23 protein-coding genes are annotated in these 22,302 nt (G+C 38.1%); 8 read left to right on the top strand and 15 right to left on the bottom strand.

Features of this window, described 5'->3' with window-relative positions; all coding sequences use genetic code 11:
• Window positions 1-10: 10 nt before the first annotated feature.
• Window positions 11-1,201, bottom strand: a complete 1,191-nt coding sequence (locus tag ACNJYY_RS16550; protein ID WP_416729357.1) for a M14 family metallocarboxypeptidase — start codon at window positions 1,199-1,201, stop codon at window positions 11-13.
• A 265-nt stretch (window positions 1,202-1,466) separates the two neighbouring features.
• Here ACNJYY_RS16550 and ACNJYY_RS16555 point away from each other — a divergent pair, with 265 nt between their 5' ends.
• Together ACNJYY_RS16555 and ACNJYY_RS16560 are read left to right on the top strand one after the other, a co-directional pair.
• A complete protein-coding gene (locus ACNJYY_RS16555) occupies window positions 1,467-2,363 on the top strand; it encodes a formate/nitrite transporter family protein (protein WP_416729358.1) in 897 nt (298 codons plus the stop codon).
• 92 nt (window positions 2,364-2,455) lie between these two features.
• Complete coding sequence (locus tag ACNJYY_RS16560) at window positions 2,456-3,364, top strand: DMT family transporter (protein ID WP_416729359.1); 909 nt, start codon at window positions 2,456-2,458, stop codon at window positions 3,362-3,364.
• Window positions 3,365-3,406: 42 nt separating this feature from the next.
• Here ACNJYY_RS16560 and ACNJYY_RS16565 read toward each other — a convergent pair whose 3' ends face one another.
• The 5 genes from ACNJYY_RS16565 to ACNJYY_RS16585 form a co-directional block, all read right to left on the bottom strand.
• Window positions 3,407-4,129 carry an amino acid ABC transporter ATP-binding protein gene (locus tag ACNJYY_RS16565; RefSeq protein ID WP_197222864.1) on the bottom strand — a complete coding sequence of 241 codons (723 nt, stop codon included), beginning with the start codon at window positions 4,127-4,129 and terminating at the stop codon, window positions 3,407-3,409.
• A gap of 24 nt (window positions 4,130-4,153) precedes the next feature.
• Window positions 4,154-4,813: an amino acid ABC transporter permease gene (locus tag ACNJYY_RS16570; RefSeq protein ID WP_137788536.1), complete on the bottom strand. Its 660-nt coding sequence runs from the start codon at window positions 4,811-4,813 to the stop codon at window positions 4,154-4,156.
• Between the two features lie 112 nt (window positions 4,814-4,925).
• Window positions 4,926-5,711, bottom strand: a complete 786-nt coding sequence (locus tag ACNJYY_RS16575; protein ID WP_416729360.1) for a transporter substrate-binding domain-containing protein — start codon at window positions 5,709-5,711, stop codon at window positions 4,926-4,928.
• Window positions 5,712-5,932: 221 nt separating this feature from the next.
• Window positions 5,933-7,756 (bottom strand): PAS domain S-box protein, encoded by a 1,824-nt coding sequence (locus ACNJYY_RS16580; RefSeq protein WP_416729361.1) that lies wholly within the window; start codon window positions 7,754-7,756, stop codon window positions 5,933-5,935.
• A 238-nt stretch (window positions 7,757-7,994) separates the two neighbouring features.
• Window positions 7,995-8,540 (bottom strand): flavodoxin family protein, encoded by a 546-nt coding sequence (locus tag ACNJYY_RS16585; RefSeq protein WP_416731898.1) that lies wholly within the window; start codon window positions 8,538-8,540, stop codon window positions 7,995-7,997.
• A 125-nt stretch (window positions 8,541-8,665) separates the two neighbouring features.
• Between ACNJYY_RS16585 and ACNJYY_RS16590 the strand changes: the two genes are divergently transcribed.
• Complete coding sequence (locus ACNJYY_RS16590) at window positions 8,666-9,016, top strand: hypothetical protein (protein ID WP_416729362.1); 351 nt, start codon at window positions 8,666-8,668, stop codon at window positions 9,014-9,016.
• Window positions 9,017-9,120: 104 nt separating this feature from the next.
• Here ACNJYY_RS16590 and ACNJYY_RS16595 read toward each other — a convergent pair whose 3' ends face one another.
• The gene (locus tag ACNJYY_RS16595) at window positions 9,121-9,381 is read right to left on the bottom strand and encodes a hypothetical protein (protein WP_416729363.1); all 261 of its coding nucleotides are present in this window, start codon (window positions 9,379-9,381) and stop codon (window positions 9,121-9,123) included.
• Window positions 9,382-9,552: 171 nt separating this feature from the next.
• On the opposite strand from ACNJYY_RS16595, the gene ACNJYY_RS16600 reads away from it, so the two are divergent.
• From ACNJYY_RS16600 to ACNJYY_RS16610, 3 genes are all read left to right on the top strand, one after another.
• Window positions 9,553-9,984 carry a hypothetical protein gene (locus ACNJYY_RS16600; protein WP_416729364.1) on the top strand — a complete coding sequence of 144 codons (432 nt, stop codon included), beginning with the start codon at window positions 9,553-9,555 and terminating at the stop codon, window positions 9,982-9,984.
• Entirely contained in the window at window positions 9,984-11,780 is a 1,797-nt protein-coding gene (locus tag ACNJYY_RS16605) for an anti-sigma factor domain-containing protein (RefSeq protein WP_416729365.1), read from the top strand. The genes ACNJYY_RS16600 and ACNJYY_RS16605 overlap by 1 nt, the downstream gene beginning before the upstream one ends.
• A gap of 104 nt (window positions 11,781-11,884) precedes the next feature.
• Complete coding sequence (locus tag ACNJYY_RS16610; RefSeq protein ID WP_144698384.1) at window positions 11,885-12,649, top strand: potassium channel family protein; 765 nt, start codon at window positions 11,885-11,887, stop codon at window positions 12,647-12,649.
• Between the two features lie 36 nt (window positions 12,650-12,685).
• Here ACNJYY_RS16610 and ACNJYY_RS16615 read toward each other — a convergent pair whose 3' ends face one another.
• The 3 genes from ACNJYY_RS16615 to ACNJYY_RS16625 all read right to left on the bottom strand — a co-directional run bounded on the left by ACNJYY_RS16615 (window position 12,686) and on the right by ACNJYY_RS16625 (window position 15,907).
• Window positions 12,686-13,090: a YugN-like family protein gene (locus ACNJYY_RS16615; RefSeq protein ID WP_416731899.1), complete on the bottom strand. Its 405-nt coding sequence runs from the start codon at window positions 13,088-13,090 to the stop codon at window positions 12,686-12,688.
• A gap of 130 nt (window positions 13,091-13,220) precedes the next feature.
• The gene (locus ACNJYY_RS16620) at window positions 13,221-14,570 is read right to left on the bottom strand and encodes a glucose-6-phosphate isomerase (protein WP_416729366.1); all 1,350 of its coding nucleotides are present in this window, start codon (window positions 14,568-14,570) and stop codon (window positions 13,221-13,223) included.
• 173 nt (window positions 14,571-14,743) lie between these two features.
• Window positions 14,744-15,907 carry an iron-containing alcohol dehydrogenase gene (locus ACNJYY_RS16625; protein WP_416729367.1) on the bottom strand — a complete coding sequence of 388 codons (1,164 nt, stop codon included), beginning with the start codon at window positions 15,905-15,907 and terminating at the stop codon, window positions 14,744-14,746.
• A gap of 196 nt (window positions 15,908-16,103) precedes the next feature.
• Between ACNJYY_RS16625 and ACNJYY_RS16630 the strand changes: the two genes are divergently transcribed.
• Window positions 16,104-16,340, top strand: coding sequence for a DUF378 domain-containing protein (locus ACNJYY_RS16630; RefSeq protein ID WP_137788525.1), 237 nt, complete (start codon window positions 16,104-16,106; stop codon window positions 16,338-16,340).
• A 39-nt stretch (window positions 16,341-16,379) separates the two neighbouring features.
• Here the strand turns inward: ACNJYY_RS16630 and yugI are convergent, their stop codons facing one another.
• From yugI to ACNJYY_RS16655, 5 genes are all read right to left on the bottom strand, one after another.
• On the bottom strand, window positions 16,380-16,799 hold the full coding sequence (gene yugI, locus ACNJYY_RS16635) for a S1 domain-containing post-transcriptional regulator GSP13 (RefSeq protein WP_066397183.1): 420 nt from the start codon (window positions 16,797-16,799) through the stop codon (window positions 16,380-16,382).
• 80 nt (window positions 16,800-16,879) lie between these two features.
• Complete coding sequence (gene asnB / locus ACNJYY_RS16640; RefSeq protein ID WP_416729368.1) at window positions 16,880-18,796, bottom strand: asparagine synthase (glutamine-hydrolyzing); 1,917 nt, start codon at window positions 18,794-18,796, stop codon at window positions 16,880-16,882.
• Window positions 18,797-19,024: 228 nt separating this feature from the next.
• Window positions 19,025-20,407, bottom strand: coding sequence for a class II fumarate hydratase (locus ACNJYY_RS16645; RefSeq protein ID WP_416729369.1), 1,383 nt, complete (start codon window positions 20,405-20,407; stop codon window positions 19,025-19,027).
• 122 nt (window positions 20,408-20,529) lie between these two features.
• Complete coding sequence (locus ACNJYY_RS16650; RefSeq protein ID WP_066397198.1) at window positions 20,530-20,778, bottom strand: hypothetical protein; 249 nt, start codon at window positions 20,776-20,778, stop codon at window positions 20,530-20,532.
• A 98-nt stretch (window positions 20,779-20,876) separates the two neighbouring features.
• Window positions 20,877-21,032 (bottom strand): sporulation protein YjcZ, encoded by a 156-nt coding sequence (locus ACNJYY_RS16655; protein WP_082861470.1) that lies wholly within the window; start codon window positions 21,030-21,032, stop codon window positions 20,877-20,879.
• Between the two features lie 385 nt (window positions 21,033-21,417).
• On the opposite strand from ACNJYY_RS16655, the gene ACNJYY_RS16660 reads away from it, so the two are divergent.
• Window positions 21,418-22,302: an alpha/beta fold hydrolase gene (locus tag ACNJYY_RS16660; RefSeq protein ID WP_416729370.1), complete on the top strand. Its 885-nt coding sequence runs from the start codon at window positions 21,418-21,420 to the stop codon at window positions 22,300-22,302.

The following is a 22,302-nucleotide window of genomic DNA, read 5'->3' on the forward strand; positions in this document are numbered from 1 at the left end:
TTTTTATGCTTTACTTAACAATCCACTTTGGTCCAAGGATGGTTTGAATGCGATAAAAATTACCATATGCTGCATTTGCTTTATACGTCCCTGGGTACAGGCTCGCTGCTGCCATCTTATGATTTACATGAGGACGATCATGTAAAGGAACTTTTTGAGTAAGCGTAACGGTTTTTGTTATTGGTGTTATGCGCTTCTCCCAACGCTTATCCCCTTCTACTGCCATATAAAGTCCTGCTTTTTTATTCCTTGTCCATTCTTCGTTAATAATCGTGATCGGCGGGTTCGTCTCGCCTGCATATGGAGCAAGTTCAAACGTAAAACCTGGGCGTTTGAAGGTTTGGATGAACCAGTCTTTGTATCCACCACCACTTGATAGCTGAGTATCAGGAGGAATGAGTCGATAGCCGGTCATGTTAGCCAGGGTTGTACCAAGCGCTTTGTCTCCCTCAAAGGTATTTGTTCCATAATTAAAATGGTAGTATAGTATCCTTCCAGCTGTGTGATAAGAATTAGTAATTTCAGGATCTACGAGATTCGTCAGAGCAGTCATTGCTTTTGCTTCTTTCGTCACAAGTGGAGCACTACCCTTGTAGTCTTTATAAGAAGGAGCTTTCGCATTATTTGAGATCTGTTCCCAACGCGCAGGATATTGTCTGTTCAGATCAACTCCTTGTGCGTTCGACTTCCATCTTTTAAAATCCTTGCTTCCACCATTCATCTTGATGAGGTTGGCATGAGCTGTTGCAGGAAAAGCAGATAGACCTTTTTGCTGAAGTGTGACACCGTCTGGGTTTGTCATTGGTACAAACCAGATCGACGTGTTATTCAATACATTTGCAACATTGTAACCGTCCATCGTACTGTTGGCTACATAACGTTCGCTATACTGATCGATCATCTCCATCACGATATTTGTCGTCATCCATTCTCTGGCATGATGAGATGCATTGTAGAGCACTGTCGCATCACCCCTACCCAGCTTCACTGCCCATATATCTCTGCCATAAGGTGTTTTCCCAAGAGAACGGTATTGGACTAATCCAGGATATTTTTGAGCGAGTGTTTTAATGTTACTCGTCATCGTTTCATATGTATACGTTTGATTTGGATTTACATAGCTTGCTGCTTCTCCCTTGTAACTCCAAAATGATAAGCTCCCAAGTAATATCCCCATAAACAACACTAAACCTTTTTTCAAAGTCTTCTCTCTCCTTCCAACGAAACCTATTATTATTTGAGTATATTAATAGTATAGATAAGGAAATGTATCGCTTCGCATGAGGATAGTCGCCTTTAATGTTTCAATTTGATTACCGTAATTAAGTCAAATCTCACATAAATTTGGTATATAAAAGTAAATAACAATTTTTATTGTATAAAATTATTCATATTTGGTTTTGCATACTTCAAATTATGGGAAGAGTAGTAGAACCAGGATGACATAATAAGAGGGAATGCAGAACATGAAAGAGAATCAAGACAATAATAATAGCAAAAAAGCAGCTGTTCCAGATCGGCAATACTTTTTTCCAGTTCAAATTATCGAATATTTTATTGAAGAGGGTAAGGCATCTTTACAAGTTTCAAACTTAGCACAATTCATTTTATCTTTTATGGCAGGTGCTTTTATCGCATTTGGCGCATTAGGTTCCGTTTTATTATCCATGGGGGTCGAAACTTCTGGTCCCTTTAACCTTTTATCAGGGGTTGGATTTGCTATCGGATATACGATGATCTTTCTATCCGGATCGATTCTATTTACAGAGATCAATGTCTTACTGCCCAGCTATATTTTACAATCTAAATACTGGATCAGTAAAAAGGTACTGAGGTTTTGGGGAATCTGTTATATCGGTAACTTTTTAGGAGCATTGTTTGTTGGGTTTCTACTTAATATGTCAGGTTCATTAGATAAAGAATTTTATGAGGTACTTTTAAAGTTCATGGAAAAAAAGATGGAGTTTACTGAACGAGGCACATGGGGTTGGTTTCAAGTATTATTCTCTGGTATTCTTGCAAACTGGCTTATTGGAATTGCAGCCGTTCTTGCCACAGCAGCAAGAGATGTAATGGGTAAAATTTTTGGAATTCTTTTACCTGTTATCATATTTGAAGCAGGGAATTTCCAACACGCCGTGGCGAACATGGGGTATTTTAGCATTACCGTGTTAGAAGGATTTGAATACAGTTGGTATGAATTTATCCTTCTTAATTTAATTCCTGCTACGATCGGTAACTTGATCGGTGGAGGGATATTAGTATCATTGTTACTTTCCTTCGCTTTTAAAGAAGACATTGATGATGATATCGTGAAAGAGGAAGAAGAGGAAGTAGAAAAGATAAAACATAAGATGGAATAATTGTGAAACACCTTTATTGTGATATACAGTAAGGGTGTTTTTTGTTAAAGTTTCAGTAGAATGTTGATTATTTTTTATAGGGGATGAACCAATTGCCTTATCAAACGAAACTTGCTTTTTTATATGTAGCGATCGGTGCGTCTCTTTGGGGAATCATCGGTTTTTTCGTTAAAGAACTCTCACATGAGGGATTTACATCCTTGCAGATCGTCTTTTTAAGAGCTGCCAGCGCATTTCTATTATTCCTAGCATGGATTATTGTACAAAATTCTAGCCTGCTAAAGATCGATTTAAAAGATATATGGTATTTCTTAGGGACAGGTATATTAAGTGTATCCTTTTTCAATTGGTGTTATTTTACGACGATACAAACATCCTCACTAGCTATTGCTGCTATTCTTTTGTATACAGCACCAGCATTTGTGCTTGTCATATCAGCTATTGTTTTTAAAGAGCAGTTGACCCGGCAGAAACTCTTTGCACTCGCAGCTACCTTCTTTGGCTGTACACTTGTCTCAGGTCTGTTCTCTGCTCAATTAGAACTCTCAATGTTGAGTCTTTTGATAGGTTTAGGGGCTGGTTTTGGCTATTCTCTTTACAGCATTTTTGGTAAGTTAGCTAGTCGAAAATATGAAACGTTAACCATCAGTATCTATACTTTTTTCTTTGCTATGCTTGCTTTATTTCCAATCAGCGGTATATCTTCTGCTGGCCTACAAGTCTTTAGCCCTGCCGTTTTAATGAACGTGCTCGGTCTTGGTCTTTTTCCAACCGTATTTGCCTATTGGTTCTATACTCAAGGCTTACAACAAATAGATGCGAGCAAAGCATCCATCGTGTCTACTATCGAACCTGTAGTAGCAACCTTGATGGGTATGATGCTGTACAAAGAATCCATCTCCTTTGTTAAAGGTATCGGTATTCTATTTGTATTAGGTGCCGTTCTTATGATCCAAGAACGAACGGGAAAGTCCGTACAATCTTCTGCGGCTCAAAGGTAGCCAATAGAAAAGGTGCAGCATCTTCGCTGCACCTTCTTCCCTTTATAGAATAGAACTTAAGAAATCTTTCGTGCGCTCTTCTTTTGGAGCATCAAAAAGCTCTTCTGGCTTTCCTCTTTCCCAGATCTGTCCATCGTGCATGTAAACGACCTCATCTGCTACCTCTTTCGCAAAGCCCATCTCATGAGTCACAACGACCATTGTCATCCCTTCTTGCGCTAGCTCTTTCATTGTGGCGAGCACTTCTCCTACAAGTTCTGGATCGAGTGCTGATGTTGGTTCATCAAAAAGCATGATATCTGGTTTCATCGCAAGCGCTCTTGCGATAGCAACACGCTGCTTTTGTCCACCGGATAATTTCGCTGGATAAACATCTGCTTTATCAGAAAGGCCCACCTTCCCAAGTAAAGCTTTTGCTTCCTGTTCTGCTTCTGATTTATTTTGGTTCTTTACTTTAAGAGGAGCTTCCATCACATTTTCCAATACCGTTTTGTGAGGAAACAAGTTAAAGTGCTGAAAAACCATCCCTACTCTTTGGCGCACTTCATTTAAGTTATGAGTTTTCGGATCAATTTCTTCTCCTTCAATGACAATTCTTCCACCGTTTTTAATCTCAAGGAAATTGATACATCTAAGAAGAGTACTTTTTCCAGAACCACTGGCACCAATTAAGACTACTACTTCGCTCTCTTGTACGTTTAGATTCACTTCTTTTAAGACTTCTAGATCTCCAAAGCTCTTTTTCAAGTTTTCAATGCGTATCATTTCTTTTTTCAACTCAGACACCTCCTATTCCCCAGCTGATAGTTTCTTCTCTAAAAGGTTAACCAATAATGTGAAAAGAAGAACGAGTATTAGATAGTATAGACCTACGATAATCAGGTATGTCATCTCATCAAATGTTCTAGATCCCTGTGTCGTTGCAATACTGAACAACTCGTTAAGGGCAATAAAAGATGCAAGAGATGAATCCTTTAGACCAATAATAAACTGGTTACCTAAAGGAGGTAACGCTCGTTTAAAGGCTTGCGGCAGGATGATTCTTCTCATCGCTAAACCATATGTCATACCTAATGAACGTCCTGCCTCCATCTGCCCTTTATCAACTGACTGAATAGAACCTCTGAAGATCTCCGCAATATAAGCACCATTATGCATAGCAAGTCCAAATGCCGCCGACCAGAAGGCAGAAATACCTAATTCCGCTAGACCAAAGTAAAAGATAAAAATCTGTACGATCAATGGGGTACCGCGAATAAGTGCAATATAAATGTTCGCTATCCAATTTAGAACTTTAATTCCTGAGATTTTAAATAACGCAAAAATGAGTCCGATTACCGTACCGATTAAAACCGATACAAAGGTAAGCTGAAGTGTGACCCATAGTCCCTTCATGAAGAGTGGATAACTTTCTACTAGTACGTCTAAAATGTGTGCGAGATCAAACATGCCATTGTCCTCCCCTTTTCATTCTCTTTTTTAATGGTGTGTTGTGGTGTGTTGAACTGTTTGTATAAAAGAAAGCCACCCTACACGTAACCTCATGAGGGCGGCTCCACCATTATTCAGGCTTCTTCGTGATATCAGCACCGACGTATTCTTCACTAAGCTTCGCAAGCTCACCGTTATCCTTCATCTTCTTTAATGCCTTATTTACCGCTTTAAGCAATTCTTTATCTTCTTTTTTAATAGCGATCGCTTGTTCACTCGTACCAAGCTGCTCTTGTTCAACAATCTTAAATCCTTTTTCAATCGCTTGTTTACCCGTGATTGCGTCAGTGATAACCGCATCGTGTTTCCCTTCACTCAACGCCCGCAATGCTGTCGCATCACTATCATAGTTTTTAATCTGATCTGTGAAATCCTGTGCAGATTTTTCATAGGTAGAGCCTTTTGAAACAGCAACTTCTTTTCCTTTTAAATCTTCTTTTGTTTTAATATCACTGTCTGGTCTTGTGAAGATTACCGGACCTGAGTAATAATAGGGCTCGCTGAAATTCACTGCTTTCTTTCGATCTTCAGTGATTGTATGGCTTGCCACTGCTGCGTCAAAACGATCTGCCTTAATAGCGGATACAGCGCCGTGGAATTTAAACTTTTCTGGGACAGGCTTTAGGCCAAGTTCTTTGGCAATCGCCTTACCAACTGCAACATCAAATCCTGTTAGTTCTCCGCCCTTATCAACTGAGCTGAATGGTGGGAACTCTCCTGATACGATGAAATTAAATTCACCTTCGTTTTTTAATTCTGGACCCCCGTCACTTGACTCACTGCTGCCACATGCAGCTAGAACAAACATTGAAAAAATGACAGCTAAAATACCAATCTTCTTTTTAAAATCCTTCATTCTTATCCTCCTTGAATATCCCTTTTTTGTACATCCCCCTACTAGACAAGGGTAGCATGAATTAGAAATGTTCTCAATTTTACGTTAATTCTCACCTATCAAAAAGATCAGATTTTTCATGCATCTTGTATATGGTTACCCTTTACAAAAAAACTGTAAACACTTATTTAGCAAGCAAAATAAAACACATTTCAGCAAGCCGAAATGTGTTTTATCAAATCTTATGGTAATAGCTTAGTGGGCAGCAATATCGTGACCGTTGTCCCAATATCTAACATACTTTCAAAGGTAATGTTTCCATGATGATTTTCAATGATCTTCAATGATACCATGAGGCCTAGTCCAATGCCTTTTTCTTTATTGGAATAAAAGGGTTCCCCAAGTCTTGCAAGCCGTTCTTCGCTTATTCCTACTCCTTGATCAGTAACTTTAATAAAAACATAGCCTTCATCATGTGCTCCTGTTTCTACAAAAATCGTGCCTCCGCTGTCCATGGATTCTATAGCATTCTTAATAACATTGATGATGACTTGTTTAATTTGATTTCCTTCACAAAGAATCTGAGGCACATTCTTTAAATGCGTCTCAAATTGAACGTTATTAAGATTTGCTTCTGAATCTAACAGCGTGATTGTCTGTTTAATAAAATCATTCACGTTTCTCTGCTGAAAAAACGTTTCCTGATGTGGTTTAGCTAATACTAAAAATTCAGTAATAATCGATTCGATCCGATCCATCTCTGATAAGACGATCTCGCTATGAAGATCTTCCATATCCGCTTTCATCAGTTGGACGAACCCTTTGATACTAGTGAGCGGATTACGAATCTCGTGAGCGATTCCTGCAGCAAGCTCACCCACCACAGTGAGCTTATCAGATTTTCTAAGCAGCTCTTCTTTTTCTTTTAAATCTGTAATATCTTCAGAGATTCCTGCTATTCGATAGATCTCGTCCTCGTCATTGGTGATTGGAAATGCTCTTGTGCGAATCCAGCGAACTCTGTTATTTTTGCCGTGTATACGGTATTCGATCTGTGATTCACGTTGTGCGATCAGTTTAATGAATGCTGAGACTGCTTCTTGATCTTCTGAGTGAACGTCTGTAAAAACTGATTCAATGAGATCACTACCTTCAGTATCCCATATTTGCTTAAAAGCCTTTGATATGTAAAGAAGCTGATGCGTTTTGTAATCTTGCATCCAAAAGATGTCTTTTGCATTCTCAGCAAATTGGCGGAATCTCTCTTCACTCTCTCTGAGTCCCAGTTCCATCCTCTTACTTTGAGTGATATCTCTAGAAACACCCACAATTCCTTCAACCTGACCTTGATCATTATTGATAGGAGACAGGATAGCCTGATAATAGAGACGTTCCCCTTCACGGACATTACTCCACTCATAAAATTGAGATTTACCTTGTAGAACAAGACGACATGCTTTTTCTTGCCCTTCGGCAATCTCAGCGCCAAAAACTTCTCGGACGGTCTTACCTAAGAAATAGGATGGCTTCACACCATGTTTTTCCATCCATCTTCCATAGATGCCTGTATGTACAAAATTAGTATCTAACGTAAAGACAGTGTCTTCCATTGAGTTGACAAGTGAGTAAAAACGCTGCTGACTGCGATTCAACTTTTTTTCTGTACGTTTTAACTGCTCATAATCCGTTAACGTAATAAGGGATAGATCGCTCAAATTATTCTTAAGAGGAACGATTGAAACAGACAACGATGACGAAAAGCCTGTGTTGTTACAGATTAAATCTATTTCGACCTGATATTCTTGTGTTTTGTTTTTTACATGTTGAAGGTAAGCTTCTTTAAGTGACCATTTCTCACTGTTTGAATCTGTAATAAAGAAAGGAAGCTCATATAGAAATGCGCCTTCAACTTCAGAATCAGTCAATCTTAACATGCCACACGCTTTTGTATTGGCATATAGAATCGTGCCACAAGGTTCTATTACGATAATCCCGCTATTAACCGCTTCATAGAACGTGTGCATCATCTGTTTTTTATTTTGTAATTCAAACGAAGTCTTTCGCATGTTCTACATCCTTGTTGAATTATTTTTAAAGTATTTACAAGAAATGCCTTTTCTCTATTTTTCTATTAAATACAAAAAAACACAAGAGTTATTTTCCTCTTTTTGGGTTCGCATTAATGTTTATCCTTAAACAAAACAGATGGAATTGTCCAGGTTGATACTTCAAATGAAAAACAACTCTTATAGAACATTGCTGAATTTTTTTACTTTCAATTAGGAATATAGAAAAACACACTGACTATTTATCAGTATGCTTCAATAAAGCTTTATTAAACGATAGAGAATCTCCTAGGCTTTTAGAGTCGGATAAAATCTCATGAGGTGCATTTGCTTCTCCTATTAAATAGCCAACAAATTCAGTACCTAAAAAGTCAAATATATATTGAAATTGCTGAATTAATGGTAATCCCTTTATTCGAGGATTGTCTCCGCCCACTGTAATAACATAAGCCTTTTTTTTGCTCATGCTATCCTTAAAGTTCAATGTTTCATCTCTTAAACTCTGTGAGAACCGATCTACAAAGTTTTTCATAACTCCGCTCATCCCATACCAATAAACAGGTGTAGCAAAAATAAGTATGTCATGCTGCAGGATTTGATTGATTAACTCTTCATAATCGTCATCAACCTTATCAAAGCCTCCTCTATCATGGCGCTGATCATCTATAGGATTTATTTTGTGGTTTTTGAGGTAAAAAGAAGTATATTGAATCCCGTCCAATGCCTTTTGTGTTAAAGCATCCGTATTTCCGTTTTCTCTAGAGCTTCCGTTAATAACTGCGATTTTCATCTCTATCACCTTTCTGTTATGCATCATTTTAATTGTAGAATTTCATTTCATTGCATCGTTATCTCATAAAAAATAAAAACAAAGAATAGAGTAAAAGATACCAGATTAGGAGGTCTACAATGATTGTATTCACCATTATCTGCATGATTGGTTTCTACCTTCTAACGATACATGATTCTAAGAAGGTGAAACAAGTCATCTGGCCTTTATATGGAATAATAGACATCGCGTGCTTCATCTCTTTATTCTCATTAACACCTGATACCGTGACTTATGTATATTGGGTAAGATTATTCTTTCTTCTATTGACCATACCTTTGTTCATCCTTGTGGTTCGCAAAGTGTGGCAGCTCAGTTCAGAAACAACAAGATGGATTCAGTATACCGTGTCTATTCCAATCTCCATTCTATTTATCTTTACACTATGGTTATGCTGGAACATGTTTCCGATCTTTATGTATGTTCTATGATATGCAATCCATAAGAAAACCAAACACCCGCCCTCTGAAATGACTGAAGGCGGGTGTTTGGTTTTGAAGGTTACGACTGTCCTAGTGAGATGGACAAAGAAGCACTATTTGTCTTTGTCGGGGGTCTGACCCCCCTGCATGAGTGAGAGCACTTCTTTAACAATCGTGTTTATCTTTTGGTTGATAAAATCCTCTCCAAAGCTTTCTTTCGCTTGCCTGATTGCCGCTATGACTTCTTCATCATACTGAATCAGCTCTTCATCATCTTCTGCTTCGTTGTACAAATCGATCATGTTGTCTAAACCCTCTTGCATGCGATCTATCGCTTCACTATATTTCTCTCGATCTTCCTTATTATATTTCAACTTCATCACCCACTCTCAGTTTTTCCATCTATGAGCGCTATCAAACTTCATAAACATCTGCTCTTGTGACTTTCTTCCCTATTTTTTAATAGGAAAGTATACTATAATAATTTGGTTATTATTATCTTGAAATATATTATTTTACATATTCGTTGGAAGGAGGGGGAACAATTGATCCGCCGTTGGTTTTCGAAAAAAAATAAATCATTTCAGCCTGCATTTGAAACACCGTCTTCACATTCATCGTTGAGTCTATGCACGAAGGCAACGGATGAACCAGATCCTGCAAAAGAAATATCGCATTTTAAAATGCGTCTAAAAGAATATGGAATAGAGTTTAGTCACTTAGTCTCCAGCACTCCTAAGGATGTTGAAAACAGACAACAAGCTATAAAAGTTGCTGAAGTAATCTCGAAAGATCCTGAGATGCGGAATTACTTTTTAACGTGGAAACGGTTGCCCCTTCTTCATAATGAAAGTACACAGCATCAGAAGCACACCATGAAAAAACAACGAGAATACATAACCGCTCTTACCCTTATTTTTATAGAAAATTATCAAGTGTTGCTGCAATATGTTCCTGGCACGGGAGGAAAACACTAATGAACAAAGCGATTATTGTAGAAGTTAACAAACGCCATGTCATCGTTCTTGCTGAAGGCGGAGAATTTAAAAAGATTAAGAATACCAACGCTGCCTATATGGTCGGTCAAGAAATCCGTCTTCCAGTAAAACAAGAGAACAAAAAAACTGCTTTTTCTATCTTTAACTGGAAAACCGGAACTGCTGTAGCTTTAGTGATCTTCCTCTTGTTCTTTCAAGTGCTTGCACCGGTATCTGGACCTGGAGCCTATGCATATGTCGGTATAAACATGGATCCTAGTCTCGAGTTAAAGATCGATGAAGATATGAAAGTTCTTGATATCTTTGCTTATAATCAGCAAGGACATATGGTTCTTGATCGGTTGAACGATTGGGAAAATGAAGACATCGAACATGTAACTGACCTTATTTTTGAAACATGTGAAGACCTAGGCTATCTGAAGTCAAAGGAAGAAGTATTGATCACTACAACTTTATCTGAGGAAATACCTGCTGATAAGGAAAAAGAAATCAAACAACAAGTGAATAAAGTCATGACGGAGAAAGCTAGAAAGAACTCAATAGAGATGACCACAATCGTGATGAGTTCTAAAGAACGTGAACAATCAAAAAAGATGAAAATGTCACCTGGTCACTATGCTATATATAAAGCAGCTAAGAAGTCAGGTAAGAATATCACAAAGAATGAAATCTCCAGTCTTACTATTGAAGAAATATCTGAAAAGGTAGGACCGATCAAAGAGCTTTTAAAAGAAGACATTGAAACAGTAGAAGCCTCTGATCGTAAAAAAGAGGATCTTGTATACGAACCACCTCTTCCTATCTTAGATATAAAAGATTCAGGCAATGAAGTAAAGATCGAGAAGGAAGTACTACCGGTTCAAGAAAAAGTACAAGAACCCCAACAAAAGAAAACGTTCGAATTACCTGTCAGTCATGCTGAAATTCCTTCTGCTCCAAAAAAGGAAGAAAAGCCCGCTGAGAAACCTGTAAAAATCGAGCATGAAAAACATGTAAATACCCCTGCCTCTTCTGCAGGAGAACAAGACAAGAATACACACAAAAATCCTACAAAGAGTGTATCTGTAGTAACAGCACCAAAGGATGAGAGACCTAAGCAGGAAAAGCCTGCAGAGGATAAACCAAAACAGGAATTACCAAAAGAAGAAAAACCTAAACCAGAAGTACCGAAAGAAAATATACCTAAAGAAGCACCTAAGGAAGATAAGCCAAAGGTAGAAACACCTAAAGAGGAGACTCCTAAAGTAGAAACTCCTAAAGAGGAAACTCCCAAAGAGGAGACTCCCAAAGAGGGGACTCCTAAAGTAGAGACCCCTAAAGAGGAAACTCCTAAAGAGGAGACTCCTAAAGAGGAAACTCCTAAAGAGGAAACTCCTAAAGAGGAAACTCCTAAAGAGGAAACTCCTAAAGAGGAAACTCCTAAAGAGGAAACTCCTAAAGAGGAAACTCCTAAAGAGGAAACTCCTAAAGAAGAGACTCCTAAAGAAGAGACTCCTAAAGAACATTGGATTTACATTGAAATTATTATTGATGGTATCATAATTGAAGTACGCATCAAAGTAACATCGAATGTTACTGATTCTGAGTTAAAACAAAAAGCATTAGCCACTTATCATCAGAATGTTTCAAAAGAACATTCATGCCTTACACCAATTTCTGCGTTCACACAAGAAGTTGAACAAGCTGAAGTTTCTAAAGCACCACAACAATCTGTGGAGAATGAAGTAGCATCAGATTCTCCCATTGAAGAACCTCTTTTAGAAGAAGCTTCATAATGGAAAAACCCCAAGACTACGATTAGTCTTGGGGTTTTTGTTTTGCATACCGTATAGATACCTAACTTTTATGGCAATAGTGAGAATAGGAGGAGAGTGTTTGTATGCGATCAATTTACTATGCTTATTTAAGAATGCCGATGCTGATTCGACTTGCTATCATTCTTTTTAGCATTCTATTCTTAAGCGCTAGTTTAGCTCACCTCTTAGAAAAGAAAACATTTCCGACGTTATTTGAAGGATTCTATTGGGCAGTTATTACAGCAGGAACGGTTGGATACGGAGACTTCACTCCAGAAACAACGCAAGTAAGATTACTAGCTATCTTCCTTGTTTTCATTGGCGCATCCTTTTTTGCTTTTTTAACTGTTCATCTAGCAAGTTCTGTTGTGAAAAGAGAAAATCGTTTTTTCGAGGGGAAAAGTATGTATAAGAACAAAGATCACTTTATTATAGTCGGCTGGAACGAAAGAGCTAGACATACGATTCAAGCCCTTAAAGAAAAACTTAAATCGAACCATATTGTTCTAATCGATGAATCTTTAAAAGAAAATCCATTATATGTTGAAGGTATTCATTTTATTCATGCTAAGCCTAGTGAAGATCATACGTGGTTGATGGCACATATTCAGCAGGCACATACCATCCTGATCACAGCAGATGCAAACTTAAAGGAATATGAAGCCGATACGAACACGATTCTATCCATTCTAACAGCTAGAGGCTTAAATCCTACAGTATCCATTCATGCAGAAGTGTTAACAACAGACCAAACGACAAACGCAAAAAGAGCTGGTGCAAATCATATTATACACACATCGAACTTGGCTTCTCATGCAATGGTTTCTAGCCTTGCAAAAGAGATATGATAAGAAAAACAGATAGCAGTCACGTCTATCTGTTTTTTAATTTAAAACGGCTGTTTCTACCTTTTTTACTAAATCTTTGGCGATGCCAATCCACTTTTGATCAACGGTTGCGTCAGGATCTTGTGGTTCTGAAAACTGATTAAAACTTCCTGAGATGTTACCTGTTTCAGCATTATCATCAAGCCCTACTTGATATTTGTGAGCCAATAGAAAGGGTTCTCCAAATTGAATCGTCGTATCCTTTTTATCTAACTGGCCATCAATGGCTTGAAAAGGAATTCTTAAAAACGTGTACCCTACTTCATCATCCAGCTTATAATCAAAATATCCGTGATCATAATCCCAGTTTCCTCCATAAGAGAAGCCCATTCCTTTCAATACATCTTCAGCTTCGTTCAGTGCACAACACTCATTTTCAAGACTGCTTTTTATCGGTTTCATCATCGTCACCCCTTCATAATCTATTTCTTAGCGTTTCCAAAGAAAGAGAAGATTATTTGAGCTTTATTTTAGAAGAATATAAAAAAAAGCCTGACTCATGAAATGCTCCGAGTCAGGCTAGAAAAATTGATTATAGACGTTTTTCTAATTCTTCTTTTTCTTTTTCAAATCCTGGTTTACCAAGTAAAGCAAACATGTTTTTCTTGTATGCTTCTACTCCCGGTTGATCGAATGGATTTACACCTAACAGGTATCCACTCACCGCACATGCTTTTTCAAAGAAATACACGAGATAACCAAAATGATATGGTGTCATTTCAGGAATACTTACGACCAAGTTAGGAACCCCACCATCTGTATGAGCAAGCATTGTTCCTTGGAAAGCTTTCTTGTTAACAAAGTCCATTGTTTCACCAGCTAAGAAATTAAGTTTATCCAAATTCTGATCATCTTCTTCGATCTTAATTTCTTCTCGTGCTTGATCCACGTACAATACGGTTTCAAATAGATCACGACGTCCTTCTTGCACGTATTGACCCATTGAGTGAAGATCTGTAGTGAAGTCGACAGATGCAGGATAGATTCCTTTGTAGTCTTTTCCTTCACTTTCACCGTAAAGCTGTTTCCACCATTCAGATACATAGTGAAGACCTGGCTCGTAGTTAACCATCAGTTCGATGGTTTTGCCTTTATTATAAAGTGCATTACGAACTGCGGCATATTGGTACGCTTGGTTCTCTGCAAGGTTTGGATTGTTAAAATCAGCTGCTGCTTCTTTTGCACCATTCATCATCTCGTCGATATTTACTCCACTTACTGCGATCGGCAACAGACCTACAGCAGTTAGCACAGAATAACGCCCACCAACGTCGTCAGGAATGATGAAGGATTCGTAACCTTCTTCGTTCGCTAGCGTTTTCAATGCACCTTGAGCTTTGTCAGTCGTTGCATAAATACGCTTACGAGCCTCATCTTTTCCGTACTTTTCTTCTAAGAACTTTCTAAAGATACGGAACGCGATTGCTGGCTCAGTAGTAGTACCCGATTTAGAAATCACATTTACAGATACATCTTTATCTTTTAATACATCGAAAAGTTCTTTAACATATGTTGAAGAAATGTTCTGTCCTGCAAAGAATACTTGAGGAGTCTTGCGGTCTTCTTTCGCTAAAAGGTTATAGAATGAATGATTTAACATTTCAATCGCTGCACGTGCTCCTAAATAAGAACCACCAATTCCCACAACAATCAATACATCAGAATCACTTTTAATTTTTTCCGCACTTTTTACGATTCGGCTAAACTCTTCACGGTCATAGTTTTCTGGAAGATCAACCCAGCCGAGAAAGTCATTCCCCGCACCAGTTTTTTCATGAATCGCTTCATGAGCTGTTTTTACCGCACCTGTCAGATAATCTACTTCATGCTGACCAATAAAAGTAAGGGCCTTGCTATAATCAAAACTAAGCTTTTTTGTCATATGTAAGCCTCCTAGAACATCATTATTCTTTCACTTTATACAAGTACAAGGACCAAATCAAGAAACCAGCCAAATGTAATCGTTTTCTTTACAAAAGACGAAATATTCAAAAAGCAGCCATATAAAAAGAAAGGTCACTCCCCTCTTTTTATATGGCTTGCATTACAGATAATTTATAAAGACATTCTCAAAATCTTGAGTACATCTTCTTTATTCTGTTTCTTGAAGTTCCCAAACTCACCTCTTGCCATTGCTTTATCTGCAATAAGGTCTAGTTTTGAATCATCAATGTCATAGTCTTTTAGAGCATTTGGAGCCCCAAGAGACGTCCAGAACGCAGAAAGACGATCAATTCCTTCTAGAGCGACTTCTTTATCTGACTTTCCTTCTGTTTCAACATTAAAGACGCGAACAGCAAGCTGCTTAAAGCGAGCAACATTCGTATCCACATTATGTCTCATCCAGTTAGGGAAAAGAATAGCTAAACCGCCAGCATGCGGAATATCATAGACTGCTGAAACCGCGTGTTCAATGTTATGACTTCCCCAATCACCTCTAACTCCCATTTGAAGTGTACCGTTTAATGCCATCGTTCCATTATAAAGAATTGTTTCACGCAACTCATAGTTCTCAAGATCATTTAGAAGCTTAGGTGCCGTTTCCATTACCGTTAGCAGGATAGATTCAGCAAAGCGATCTTGTAGAGGTGTGTTTGTCGCGTTATGGAAATATTGTTCAAACACGTGCGACATCATATCTACTATTCCATAAATCGTTTGATCTTTTGGAACAGAGAAGGTATAAGTTGGATCTAAAATTGAAAATTTCGGGAATACAAGCGGACTTCCCCAGCCATATTTCTCTTGCGTTTCCCAGTTCGTAATTACAGAACCTGAGTTCATTTCAGACCCTGTTGCTGCAAGTGTAAGCACTGTTCCAAACGGAAGTGCCTCTTCTACTTGAGCTTTTAAAGTTATAATGTCCCATACATCTCCATCATACTTTGCCCCAGCTGCAATCGCCTTCGTACAGTCAATAACACTTCCGCCACCCACGGCTAATAAAACATCAATGTTTTTTTCTTTACAAATTTCTACGCCTTTACGAACAGTAGAAACTCTCGGGTTTGGTTCAACACCTGAAAGCTCACTAACCTCTGCATCCATCTTATTTAGTTCATTCATGACTTCATCAAACAAGCCGTTTCGCTTAATACTTCCTCCACCATACACAACGAGGACTCTCTTTCCGAATTTCCCTAGTTCGTCTTTTAAAGTTTGAATTTGATTCTTACCAAATACTAATCGAGTCGGATTGTAATATATATATTCGTTCATCGATATCTCTCCTTCTTACATGGTTAATCCGTATTATGTGGGACAAGAAATGTAATGTAAAGTTATTAGCTTACCGAATACTAGCATGTGTTTTTATCCTTAGTTTCATGCTACAGAATTAGGGAATGAATAAAGATAGGCAATAATTGACACCCTAAAGAGGCTTTTTCTATTCATATAAAGAGGAGGGAATGACATGAGTGGATTACAGCGCTTCGCACTTGCTTTAGTTATTATTGGAGCCATCAATTGGGGTCTGATCGGTTTCTTCCAATTCGATCTAGTAGCCGCTATTTTTGGAGGTCAAGACGCTGCTCTAGCCCGAATCGTTTATGGCCTAGTTGGTCTTTCAGGTCTATACTGTTTAACATTATTGTTTAAACCTTCTGAAGAACTTAGCCCTGAAGGCCGTACTGAACATAACCGTGTATAAAAGGATATAAAAAAACCTCTCAATCGAGAGGTTTTTTAATTACTTTTTAAGGCGCTTGTTAAGTTGAGCCTGACGATCTGTAGACTCTTTCAACCAATCTTTAAGTTTTGCTTCAAGAGTGTTGAAACCTTTGTTAGCGTCTTGATTGTTTGTGTTGCTCTTTTTGTTATTGTTGTTGAATCCACCAGGACGGCGTTCTTTTTTAGGTGCAGGAGCTGGAGCTTCCTGTGTTTGTCGGATGGACAGTGAAATCTTCTTGCTGTCTTCGTCAACAGAAAGAACCTTTACTGACACAACGTCACCAACACTCAATGCATCGTTAATATCTTTAACGAAACCATGTGAAACTTCAGAGATGTGTACAAGACCTTGTACATTATCATTTAATGCAACGAACGCACCAAAAGGCTTAATGCCTGTAACTTTACCTTCAACAATGCTACCTACTTCAAAATTCATGAAAACACTCCTAACTATTTTTTAACCTGTTAAGTATAACATAACTAAATCGTACAAGCAAAACTAATAAAGAGAGTGTTTTATTGACTTGAGACCGTCATTTCAAGAATTTGTTCATGCTTTGGTGTGTGGTCTTTACCAAATTGATATATTTTCTCTACATTTATTTGATGCCATAACATAAACATGAGCACTGTCCATATTTTTCTGCTATAATCGCCTCTGCCATTTCGGTGCCCTTCTAACAGATCCAATACCACATCTTTATTTAGATAATGTTCTGTATGGCTTGAATGAATCAGTTGTTTAGCCCAATCGTACATCTCATTTTTTAACCAGTGTCGAATTGGAACAGGGAATCCTAACTTACGGCGGTGCAAGACAGTATCTGGAACAATTCCGTTCATCGCTTCTCTTAATGCGTATTTTGTTGTTCCGTTCGTTACTGTGAGACTAGGGTGCAATCTTGAAGCTACATCAAATACTTCTTTATCAAGGAAAGGTACCCTCAGTTCAAGCGAATGAGCCATCGTCATCTTATCAGCTTTAACGAGAATGTCGCCTCTCATCCAAGTATGCAGATCAATGTATTGCATTTTATGAACATCGTGAAAAGCTCTTGCTTGATCATACAATGGCTTTGTTACATTTTTATAGTTATAAGCAGGACGATACTCTTTTAGCAGCTTGCTCTTTTCATTCTCTGAGAACATTTTCGCATTACCAATATATCGTTCTTCGATGGTCATACTTCCCCGTTCCATGAAACTCTTTCCTTTAACACCTTCAGGCAGAACACTCGCAATAGCAGCTAATCCTTTTGCAAGACCTTTTGGCAATGAAGAAAGATGTCTTAACGAATGAGGCTCGTGATAGATGTTGTAGCCTCCAAACAACTCATCTGCACCTTCTCCTGAAAGAACAACCGTCACATGTTTGGCTGCTTCACGCGCAACAAAATACAGAGGAACAGCTGCTGGATCAGCAACTGGATCATCCATATGCCAAATGATCTTAGGAAGTTCTTTAATAAATTCGTCAGGTTTTACGAGATAGTGAATGTTTTCAACGTTTAGTGCAGCCGCTGTTTGAACAGCTACATCAATCTCACTAAACCCTTCTCTTTCAAATCCAACCGTAAATGTTTTTAACGAAGGATGCAGTTCACTTGCTAAAGCGACTATTGCACTTGAATCAATTCCTCCTGACAAGAAGGCTCCTACCGGAACGTCAGAACGCATATGAACTTTTACAGAATCGCGCATTACAGAACGAATTTCTTTCTTTGCTTCTTCAAGCGTCAAGTTACTTGGTTTAAAACTAGGCTTCCAATACGAGTGGATAGAAATAGGTCTGCCTGCTTTTTTTACAAAATAATGCCCTGGTTCAAGCTTTTTAATTCCTTTTGTTAAGGTCATAGGCTCAGGCACGAATTGATACGTTAAATAATGATGAAGTGCTTCAGCATCTACATCTTGTTTCTCCTTAACAACGGTTATACTTTTCTTTTCGGAAGCACAGTATAGACCTTCCTCATCCTCAAGATAGAAAAAAGGTTTGATCCCAAAACGGTCTCGTGCTCCATAAAGTTCTTTCTTTTCTTTATCCCAGATTAAAAACCCGAACATTCCTCGAAGCTCTGTAAATGCTTTTTCTCTTCTTTCACTGAATAAGGCAAGAATAACTTCAGTATCAGAGTGGGTTTGAAAGCGAAAGCCTTTATCTTCTAACTCTTTTCTTATTTCAACATAATTATAAATTTCACCATTGAAGATAATCCAATAACGGTCATCTTCGTACGAAAGGGGTTGTTTACCACTTTCAATATCAATGATGCTCAGACGGCGAAACCCGAAACGAACATATTGATCTACAAAATGACCACTATCATCTGGACCTCGGTGAGTAATGATATTTGTCATATTAATTAATTGTTCCGTTTCTTTTTGTTCTACCGTCTCAGGCGTGTTTAACATATATCCAATAAAACCGCACATTTTCAAGTACCTCCCCAAAAACAGTTCAAATGTCCACTTTTCATTTATTAAACCAAGTTAACTAATTGGTTTTCCAGAATATTATTTATTTCCCTTTATATGTGAATGAACTTCTCTATTATAACTCTGTAAATTCCAATCTTCACTAATTATTTGTTAATAATATGAAAAACAAGGAATCTGTACTAGATTTGTCGAGAAAAGCGATTTAAAAGTTACAATACGTTTTTAAATCATTGAATTTGGGTCTAAGATTCGGTCTGCATCTTCTATAGATAAAATCTTTTTTGTTACTAGCACTTCTTTTAATGTTTTGCCTGTCTCAAAACTTTCCTTTGCTACCGCTGCTGCTCTTTCGTAACCTATATGAGGGTTTAAAGCGGTTACAAGTGAGAGACTCTGCTCGAGCCAATTTTGAATATTGTCTTCATTTGCTTTGATATCCTTTAAACATTTTTCAGTAAATATCGTCATTCCATTGCTTAAGATCTGGATGGATTGAAGTACATTAAAGCCGATGACAGGCATCATTGCATTGATCTCTAGCTGACTTCCAATCGCTGCTGTAGAAACACATCCATCATTGCCTATAACTTGTGAACAGATCATATACATATTCTCTAATATGACCGGGTTGATCTTCCCTGGCATGATCGATGATCCTGGCTGAACAGCGGGCAGCGTGATTTCAGCAAAACCCGTTCGAGGGCCGCTGCTTAACAATCTAAGATCACTTGATATTTTGATAAGATGAACAGCTAATTCTTTTAGATGGCCGCTTACTCTAATCGCTGCATTCGTGTTCTGCATAAAAGCATATGTATTATCACTTTTTGTAAACGGCAGATTGGTTTTCTGAGCGATCTGTCTTATCGCGAGTTCCGAATAATCTGGGTGAGCATTGATTCCTGTTCCTACTGCATTTCCACCCAAACCTAGTTCATATAAAAAAGTTTCTGAGTGTTTCAAAGCCTGTTGAACTGCTTCTAGCGTTCCTCTGTAACCTTTGAATTCACTTCCTAGTCGAATAGGAACAGCGTCCTGCAGATGTGTTCTGCCCGCTTTAATAATCTCATGAAACTCAGTCTCTTTTTCCCTTAACACTTGAATCAAACGACTTAATGCAGGGTAAAGCGTTTCATGAAGTTCAGATGCTACAGATATTTGTATAGCTGTAGGAATCGTATCATTAGTGGATTGTGACATATTTACATCGTCGTTTGGATGAACAAGTGAATAATCTCCTTTTTCTCCGCCTAATAATTCAGAGGCGCGTGATGCAAGTACTTCATTCATGTTCATATTCTGAGAAGTTCCAGCTCCTGCTTGATAAGCATCTACAACAAATTGATCTCTCAACTCTCCTTTTATAACTTCATCAGCTGCTGAGATAATGGCGTTCGCTTTTTCATCGCTTAATGCCTTACATTCTTTATTCGCGTGTGCTGCACTACCTTTAATAATGGCTTGTGCTTTAATAAAAGAGAACGGTAACCGAATACCGCTGATCGGAAAATTTTCAACCGCACGTTGAGTTTGAGCTCCGTAATAAGCCTCTTTTGGAACCTTTACTTCACCTAATGTATCTTTGGCAATCCGAAAGTTATCCAAAGTTTCTACCTCCTTTAATATCCTTATTTCTTGTATCCCCTTCTTAAAAAAGATGTAACCCTTTTCCAAAAACCGCTTCCCTTAGTAATCGATTTTATTTTACAAACCAAAAAAACCGCCAATTAGACGGTTTTTGCTTTGTGCAGTGAAACGACCACAGCAGGCTCTTTTTTAATAAATTTATGCTCAGTTTGATAACCTGCTTTCTTCTGTTTGAGAAAGGTCTTTTCTGATATTGGACGGGGCCTTGACCAGGAAAGGGAGTCAAGATTTTTCCAGTTATCATGTGTAATGATTTCACTCTTGTAATAATAACAGTTGCCGCTCACGTATTCTTCGCAAATATAGCGCACTGTTTGTCGACTATGCATAACATCTCTCCATTTTTTCTTTCATTATCCCCGCATAACACTTCATCCATACTTAAGCAAAAAAAGGCCTGAAGACCCTACCTCCAAGCCTTAATCTGTTAATCTCTAGTGTTCCACCACCACCAGCCACCAAATATCAAGATGAGAATAAACACTATAATTACTACAGCCCAGACCCAACCGTAGCCATAGCCGCCATAACCGTAAGCTCCGTAAGCATACGGGTAATAGTAAGGATAATATGGAAATGCCATCCTGCTACCTCCTCTTATTTCTTTATGCGTTCTTACTCCTTATTAAAATATGTACGAAGTGGGTAAAGAGGAATAGAGGCAAACGCACAAATTTTGCATTTCCATTACTTTTATAAGTTTTAAAAGGCATTTTTGTATGTATTGTTGCGCCCAGAAAGTAGTTGATTTCCGTTCCAGGGTGCACGCTTTCCATGGGGCGATCGGTGAGCCCCATAGGAGTCGGCAACCTTACGCTCCAATCAACTTGCATAGAAGAGAAAGAAATTTGAAAGCAAAAACCTTTTAGAAAGGATTTTACAAAAAAGAGGAAATAATTTCTCCTTGTATCTTAAGGGATGTTTGGTGAAACTACTCATAGAATTCTGCGGACGGAGGTAAGACATTCATGGCTGTTAATGAAAACCATATTTTTTCTCCAGGATATCGAATATGTGTTAATGATGTTCAAATTTATTATGAATACTTCGATCATGAAGATCCGGATGCAAAAGTAGTTGTTCTCGTGCATGGGTTTTTATCTTCTACGGTCAGCTTTAGAAAGTTACTTCCATACTTGACGAAAACATATAAAGTTGTATCTCTTGATCTCCCAGGATTTGGGCAGAGTGAAAAATCAACGAGGTTTATCTACAAACTATCTAATTATGGTCAACTGATCATCGATTTCTTAGATAAACTAAACATTCAAAACGCGATATTGATCGGTCATTCTATGGGTGGCCAGATCTCTATGCATGCTGCGAAGAAATCTCCAAAAAGAATCGAGAAATTAATTCTTCTTGGCTGTTGTTCATACGTAAAAAGAGCGAGCCGCTCTTTAATCGCATGCTCTTACCTTCCATTGTTTACTTGGGGAATGCGCAATTGGATTCAAAGAAAAGATGTAAAAGAAAACCTACTCTCTGTGTTGCATGATTCAAAGCTGGTTACGGAAGAAATGATTGAAAGTTATAAAAAACCCATTAGCGAAGTAGCGTTCATCCATTCTTTGATTAGGTTGTTACGCCAACGCGAGGGTGATATGTGCTCTCAAGATTTAAATCAGATTAAGCAACCCGTTTTAATGCTATGGGGGAAAGAGGACAAAGTTATGCCAGTTAAAACAGGTTATCGTTTAAAACATGATCTTCCAAGTGCTGAACTCATCGTATATGAAAAATGCGGCCATCTGCTGATGGAAGAAAAACCTCAAGAAATATGTAATGAAATTCAACGTTTTATTGAACTAGGCATCACTCAAAGCTCTGCCTTTCAACAAGAGACATCATAA

The sequence above is a fragment of the Fictibacillus tiangongensis genome, from assembly GCF_048083785.1.
Classification (GTDB): Bacteria; Bacillota; Bacilli; order Bacillales; family Fictibacillaceae; genus Fictibacillus.